A 5,452-nucleotide genomic window follows, 5' to 3' on the forward strand; every position below is an offset into this window, starting at 1 on the left:
GCTCCCGCTCCGGCAGCTCCCGCTCCGGCTCCGGCTGCGACCGCGACCGCGACTGCGGCTCCCGCTCCGGCAACTGCTGCCGCGGCGGTGGCCGCGCCGGTCGCCAGCGGCGCCATCAACCGCCACGCCCTCGACGCGATCCGCGCGCTCAACGCCGACAAGGGCGAGGCCCTGGTCCAGCGTGTCATCAATGCCTTCGTGGCCGACACCCCGGCCCATCTGCAGACGCTGCGCACGGCCCTGACGGAGGGCGATACGGCCGCCGTGCGCCGCGCCGCGCACAGCCTGAAATCGTCCAGCGCCAATGTGGGCGCGGACACCCTGGCCCAGTTGTGCAAGGACATGGAACAACTGGGCCGCAACGACACCACTTCCGGTGCCGCTCCACTGCTGACCGGCATGGAGCGGGAATTTCACGCGGTGCGCAAATCGCTTGGCGCAATCCTCGTTAAGGAGATGTAGATGACGGCACTTCCCCCCTCCCGCGGCACGGTGCTGGTTGCGGACGACGACCCAGTGATGCGCCTGTTGATGCTGGAGATGCTGGCCCAGGTCGGACTCGACGCGATCGAGGCGCCGGACGGCCAGGCCGCCGTGGCCAGCTTCGAACGGCACGCGCCCGACCTGGTGCTGCTCGACGTCGAGATGCCGCGCATGGACGGTTTCGCCGTCTGCCGGGCCATCCGCGCCTGCGAGCGCGACCGCAACACGACGGTGCCCATTATCATGGTCACCGGCGGCGACGACCTGGAAGCGGTGACCCAGGCCTACGAATGCGGTGCCACCGACTTCGTCTCGAAGCCCATCAACTGGCCCATCCTGGGCCACCGGGTACTGTACGTTCTGCGCGCCAGCGACGCCATCGCGCGCCTGCGCATCGCCGACGCGCACAACCGCGCCGTGCTGGCGGCCATTCCCGACACCTTCTTCCGGCTCACGCCCGAGGGGTACTACGTCGACTACGAACAGGGCCACGACCCGGCCACCGTGCTGACGCAGCAGCAGTGCGTCGGCCGCCATGTGCGTGACGTGCTGCCCGCCCCCATCGCCGAACGCGTGATGGAACAGGTACAGCAGGTGCTGGGCACGCAGTCGGTGCGCTCGGTCGACTACGAACTGGAATGGGAAGAGACGGTGCATCACTTCGAGGCGCGCCTGGTCAGCACCGGTGCCGGCGAAGTACTGGGGCTGGTGCGCGACATCAGCGAACGCAAACGCACCGAGGAACAGATCCGCCGCCTGGCCTACTGCGACAGCCTGACGGGCATCCCGAACCGCCAGGCCTTCCTGGAAACGCTGGAGCGCGAACTGGCCCGCTCGCGCCGCGAGAGCCGCAAGTTCGCCATCCTGTTCATGGACCTCGATTCGTTCAAGCGCATCAACGACACGCTGGGCCACGACGTGGGCGACCTGCTGCTGAAGGTGGTGTCGGAGCGGCTGCACGAAACCATCCGCCCCGGCGACGTGGTGGCGCACAGCGATTTTTCCGGCACCCTGGCGCGCCTGGGCGGCGACGAGTTCACCATCATGATCCCGGACCTGACCAGCGTGCAGGACGCCCTGGCCGTGGCGCACCGCGTCAAGGATGCCATGCGCCGCCCCTTCCACCTGGACGGCCACGAGATCTTCGTCACGGCCAGCATCGGCATCTCGCTGTACCCGGAGGACGGCGAGGACGGCACCTCGCTGCTGAAGTATGCCGACACGGCCATGTACCACGCCAAGAACTGCGGCAAGAACAACGCCAAGCTGTACAGCTCCGCGCTGACGACGCAGATCATGAGCCACGTGAAGCTCGAAGTGGGACTGCGCAAGGCGCTGCAGCACAATGAGCTGTACCTGCAGTACCAGCCGCAGATCGACGTGCGCAGCGCCCAGGTGGTGGGCGTCGAGGCGCTGGTGCGGTGGCGCCATCCGGAGCTGGGCATCATCCCGCCCAACGACTTCATTCCGCTGGCCGAGGAAACGGGCCTGATCGTGCCGATCGGCGAATGGGTGCTGCGCACGGCCTGCCTGCAGGCGCGCAGCTGGCACCAGCAAAGCAAGCGCGCGCTTCGCGTGGCGGTGAACCTGTCGGCGCGCCAGTTCAAGGACGAGAGCCTGGCCCAGACCGTGCTGGCGGTGCTGAACGAGACGGGGCTCGACCCGCGCCTCCTGGAACTGGAGCTGACCGAAGGCACGCTGATGGACGACGCGCTGGCCACCCTGGCGACCCTGGAACAGCTGCGCGGGCTGGGCATCTACCTGTCGATCGACGACTTCGGCACGGGCTACTCGTCGATGAACTACCTGAAGCGCTTCGACGTGCGGGCGCTGAAGATCGACAAGAGCTTCATCAGCGGCCTGCCGCAGGATTCGGAAAACGCGGCCATCACGCGCGCCATCATCGCCATGGCCCATGGCCTGAAGATGGCCGTCGTGGCCGAGGGCGTGGAAACGGGCGAGCAGCTGTCGCTTCTGGAGCAGTTCGGCTGCGACATGGCACAGGGCTACCTGCTGGGACGTCCGCAATCGCAGGACGCCATTACGCAGATGCTCAATTCCCCCAGCTGCGCCGGGGCGCCGTGACATGTGCCGGGCCAGCCTGTTCCGCGCTGTGGGCCCGGACGAACTGGCGGACATCCGGCGGCTCGGGTACCTGCGCAATCCGCCGGGCATCGTGGTCAAGTATTTCGCCGTGACCAGGGCCCAGGCCATCTGGTTCGCCCGCCAGGCGGTCGCAGCGTTCGGCGATCCCCCTTACGCAATCATCCAGGTAGAAACCGTAGTAAGCTACCTGCCTAAGATTAGCGTCGATCGCGGCATTCGCATCGTCGTCCTGGACGATAACGACCTTGCCGGCCTGAAACCGCGAATCATCCGGTACAACGTCGCCTGACGGAGGACGCCATGGCAAGTTCAGCACACAGCAACGCCGATGCAACGATCAAGGTGCGTTTCCGCGCACCGGAACAAGGCGGCCGCGCACAGCCTGCGGGCGGACGCTGGTTCGGCTGTCCGATGGTGATCCGGGGCGAAGGCTTCGACTGCCGCCTGCTGTTGGACGGCAAGACCCTGGAACCGGAGCGCTGGTACGAAGTACCCGTGAAATTCCTCAGCAGGGAGCAGGCCGACACGGTGTTGGCCGTTGGCCAGGCCATCACCTTGTGGGAAGGAAAAACCATCGCCGAAGGCTTTATTACGGGCATCGATCCCGTACCGGCGGAGACGCGGCGGGAACCGGCGCCGCAGGTGTGAGGCAGGCGACCGGGTACTGTGCCTACGTACCGTGCTTAGGTACCGTGCCCAGGTACCGTGCTCATGTACTGCGCCGGTCCAGCATGGCGCGGGCGATGGTGCCCGCGTCCACATATTCCAGTTCACCACCGACCGGCACGCCCCGTGCCAGGCGGCTTACCTGCAGCCCCCGCGCCTTCAGCATTTCGCTGATGTAGTGCGCCGTGGCCTCGCCTTCGTTGGTGAAATTGGTGGCCAGCACCACTTCCGTGACGGTGCCGTCGGCCGCGCGGCCCAGCAGCTTTTCCAGGTGGATGTCCTTCGGGCCGATGCCGTCCAGCGGCGACAGGCGCCCCATCAGCACGAAATACAGGCCCTTGTACGTCAGGGTCTGCTCGATCATCACCTGGTCGGCCGGCGTTTCGACGACGCACAGCAGGCGCCGGTCGCGCGCCTCGTCGGCGCACATCTCGCACACATCCCGCTCCGTGAAGGTATTGCACAGCGCGCAGTGGTGCACCGCCTCGACGGCCTGGTACAGCGCGCGCGACAGCATGGCCGCGCCTTCGCGGTCGTGTTGCAGCAGGTGGAAAGCCATGCGCTGGGCCGATTTCGGCCCCACGCCAGGCAGGCGGCGCAAGGCCTCCGTGAGGAACTCCAGCGACTTGGCCATGGTCAGTGCTGGCGGAAGGCGGCCAGCACGTCGGCCGTCATCGTCGGCACGAATTCCGTGATCGTGTAGCTGGCCGCGCCGGCCTGCCGGAACGGGTCCAGTTCGATGATGGCCTCGATATCGGCGCGGCTGTCGGCCGTGGCGATGATGATGCCGCCCGTACGGGGCACCATCCGGCCCGACATCAGGAACACGCCGTTGGCGTACTGCTCGCGCAGAAACTCCCGGTGCGCGGCCAGCAGCGCATCGATCTCCTCGGTGGGTTTCAGGTACGTAAGCGCGATGACGAACATGGCAGCTGGCCTGGTGACGCTCAGAACGGCATCTTGAAGCCGGCCGGCAGGTTCAGGCCGGCGCCCAGGCCGCTCATCTTCTCGGCGGCGGTGGCTTCGGCCTTGCGCACGGCGTCGTTGAAGGCGGCGGCGACCAGATCTTCCAGCATGTCCTTGTCGTCGGCCAGCAGCGACGGATCGATCGAGACGCGCTTGACGTCGTTCTTGCACGTCATGACGACCTTGACGAGGCCGGCGCCGGACTGGCCTTCGACTTCGATCAGCGCCAGCGATTCCTGGGCCTTCTTCATATTGTCCTGCATTGCCTGGGCTTGTTTCATCAGGCCGGCCAGCTGGTTCTTCATCATGATGGGTTTCTCCGAATGGTAAATAGGTATTTTAGTGGGCGGGCGTGATTGGCGCCACGATGGAGCCGGGCACGACGAACGCGCCGAACTCGCGCACCATGCTTTGCACGAAGGCATCGCCATGCACGGCGTCGTCGGCCTGGCGCTGGCAGGCTTCGCGGTGCACCTGCTGTTCGGCCGTCGTCGTGTACCACACGGGGCCCAGCTCGGTTTCCACGCGCACGGTGCGGTTGAAGCGTTCCGACAGGGCCGCCGTCAGTTTTTCCACGTTCGGCGGCGAGCGCCACGTGTCGATCGGGCAGCGCAGCCGCAGCAGCACGGCATCGCCGTCCTCGGGACCGGCCACGGTGCAGTCGATCAGTTCGGCCTGGGTCGCCAGTTGCTGGGCCACGCCCCGCAGCGGCAGGTGGGCCGCCAGCAGGGGCCAGTTGCCATCCCAGTCCAGCTCGGGCACGGGCGTGATGACGTAGGCATACGGTGCCTGCGCCGGCTGGGCCTGGCGCACCGGTGCCGCTGCGGCGGGCGCGCCGGCCGGGGCCTGGGCGGGTGCGGGCTGGGATACCTCGCCGCGCGCGGCGGGCGTGGCGCTGTCGTCGGAAAACTCCGTCACCCATGGCGGCAGGTCGTCTTCTTCCGCCACCCGCTGTTCCGGGCGCGGGGGCGCCTGGCGCGCCTGCGCCTGTGCCTGGGCTTGGGGCGGTGCTTCCAGCACGGCTGCTTCACCCATCGTCAGGCCGGCGGGATCGTCTTCCCACGGCGCGGGCCGGGACTGGCGTGCCTGCGGTGCGGGCGGTGCCATGCCCTGGACCGGGGCAGATGCCGGCATTGCTGGCGGCACGGCCGAAGCGGGCTCGTCGACCGGTTCCGTGCGCATCGGCGGGCGGGCACCCGTTCGGGCCGCCAGCAATGCCGGCATCTGCCCC

Annotated in this window: 7 protein-coding genes and 1 pseudogene; 4 read left to right on the top strand and 4 right to left on the bottom strand. The window is 67.6% G+C overall.

Annotation, left to right across the window (positions count from 1 at the left end; genetic code table 11):
- Positions 1-87: 87 nt before the first annotated feature.
- Genes GM672_RS29435 through GM672_RS26920 form a run of 4 tightly spaced genes read left to right on the top strand, consistent with a single transcriptional unit; the run spans position 88 to position 3,237 of the window.
- Complete coding sequence (locus GM672_RS29435) at positions 88-462, top strand: Hpt domain-containing protein (RefSeq protein WP_371867108.1); 375 nt, start codon at positions 88-90, stop codon at positions 460-462.
- The gene (locus tag GM672_RS26910) at positions 463-2,568 is read left to right on the top strand and encodes a putative bifunctional diguanylate cyclase/phosphodiesterase (protein ID WP_155473581.1); all 2,106 of its coding nucleotides are present in this window, start codon (positions 463-465) and stop codon (positions 2,566-2,568) included. It begins immediately after the preceding gene.
- 1 nt (position 2,569) lies between these two features.
- Positions 2,570-2,878, top strand: coding sequence for a hypothetical protein (locus GM672_RS26915; protein ID WP_155473582.1), 309 nt, complete (start codon positions 2,570-2,572; stop codon positions 2,876-2,878).
- Positions 2,879-2,889: 11 nt separating this feature from the next.
- Positions 2,890-3,237 carry a hypothetical protein gene (locus tag GM672_RS26920; protein ID WP_155473583.1) on the top strand — a complete coding sequence of 116 codons (348 nt, stop codon included), beginning with the start codon at positions 2,890-2,892 and terminating at the stop codon, positions 3,235-3,237.
- Positions 3,238-3,298: 61 nt separating this feature from the next.
- Here GM672_RS26920 and recR read toward each other — a convergent pair whose 3' ends face one another.
- From recR to GM672_RS26940, 4 genes and pseudogenes are all read right to left on the bottom strand, one after another.
- Positions 3,299-3,889, bottom strand: coding sequence for a recombination mediator RecR (recR, locus tag GM672_RS26925; RefSeq protein WP_155473584.1), 591 nt, complete (start codon positions 3,887-3,889; stop codon positions 3,299-3,301).
- 2 nt (positions 3,890-3,891) lie between these two features.
- The gene (locus GM672_RS26930; protein ID WP_155473585.1) at positions 3,892-4,182 is read right to left on the bottom strand and encodes a YciI family protein; all 291 of its coding nucleotides are present in this window, start codon (positions 4,180-4,182) and stop codon (positions 3,892-3,894) included.
- A gap of 20 nt (positions 4,183-4,202) precedes the next feature.
- Positions 4,203-4,529 (bottom strand): YbaB/EbfC family nucleoid-associated protein, encoded by a 327-nt coding sequence (locus GM672_RS26935; RefSeq protein WP_155473586.1) that lies wholly within the window; start codon positions 4,527-4,529, stop codon positions 4,203-4,205.
- 31 nt (positions 4,530-4,560) lie between these two features.
- Positions 4,561-5,452: pseudogene (locus GM672_RS26940) on the bottom strand (DNA polymerase III subunit gamma/tau); the annotation flags it as partial.

This window comes from Pseudoduganella buxea, assembly GCF_009720835.1.
In the GTDB taxonomy this organism is placed as follows: Bacteria; Pseudomonadota; Gammaproteobacteria; order Burkholderiales; family Burkholderiaceae_D; genus Rugamonas; species Rugamonas buxea.

Excerpts from the sequence above, each read along its gene's own strand:
- recR (WP_155473584.1), bottom strand. The coding sequence starts at position 3,889 with ATGGCCAAGTCGCTGGAGTTCCTCACGGAGGCCTTGCGCCGCCTGCCT.
- GM672_RS26920 (WP_155473583.1), top strand. The coding sequence starts at position 2,890 with ATGGCAAGTTCAGCACACAGCAACGCCGATGCAACGATCAAGGTGCGT.
- GM672_RS26935 (WP_155473586.1), bottom strand. The coding sequence starts at position 4,529 with ATGATGAAGAACCAGCTGGCCGGCCTGATGAAACAAGCCCAGGCAATG.
- GM672_RS26930 (WP_155473585.1), bottom strand. The coding sequence starts at position 4,182 with ATGTTCGTCATCGCGCTTACGTACCTGAAACCCACCGAGGAGATCGAT.
- GM672_RS26915 (WP_155473582.1), top strand. The coding sequence starts at position 2,570 with ATGTGCCGGGCCAGCCTGTTCCGCGCTGTGGGCCCGGACGAACTGGCG.
- GM672_RS26910 (WP_155473581.1), top strand. The coding sequence starts at position 463 with ATGACGGCACTTCCCCCCTCCCGCGGCACGGTGCTGGTTGCGGACGAC.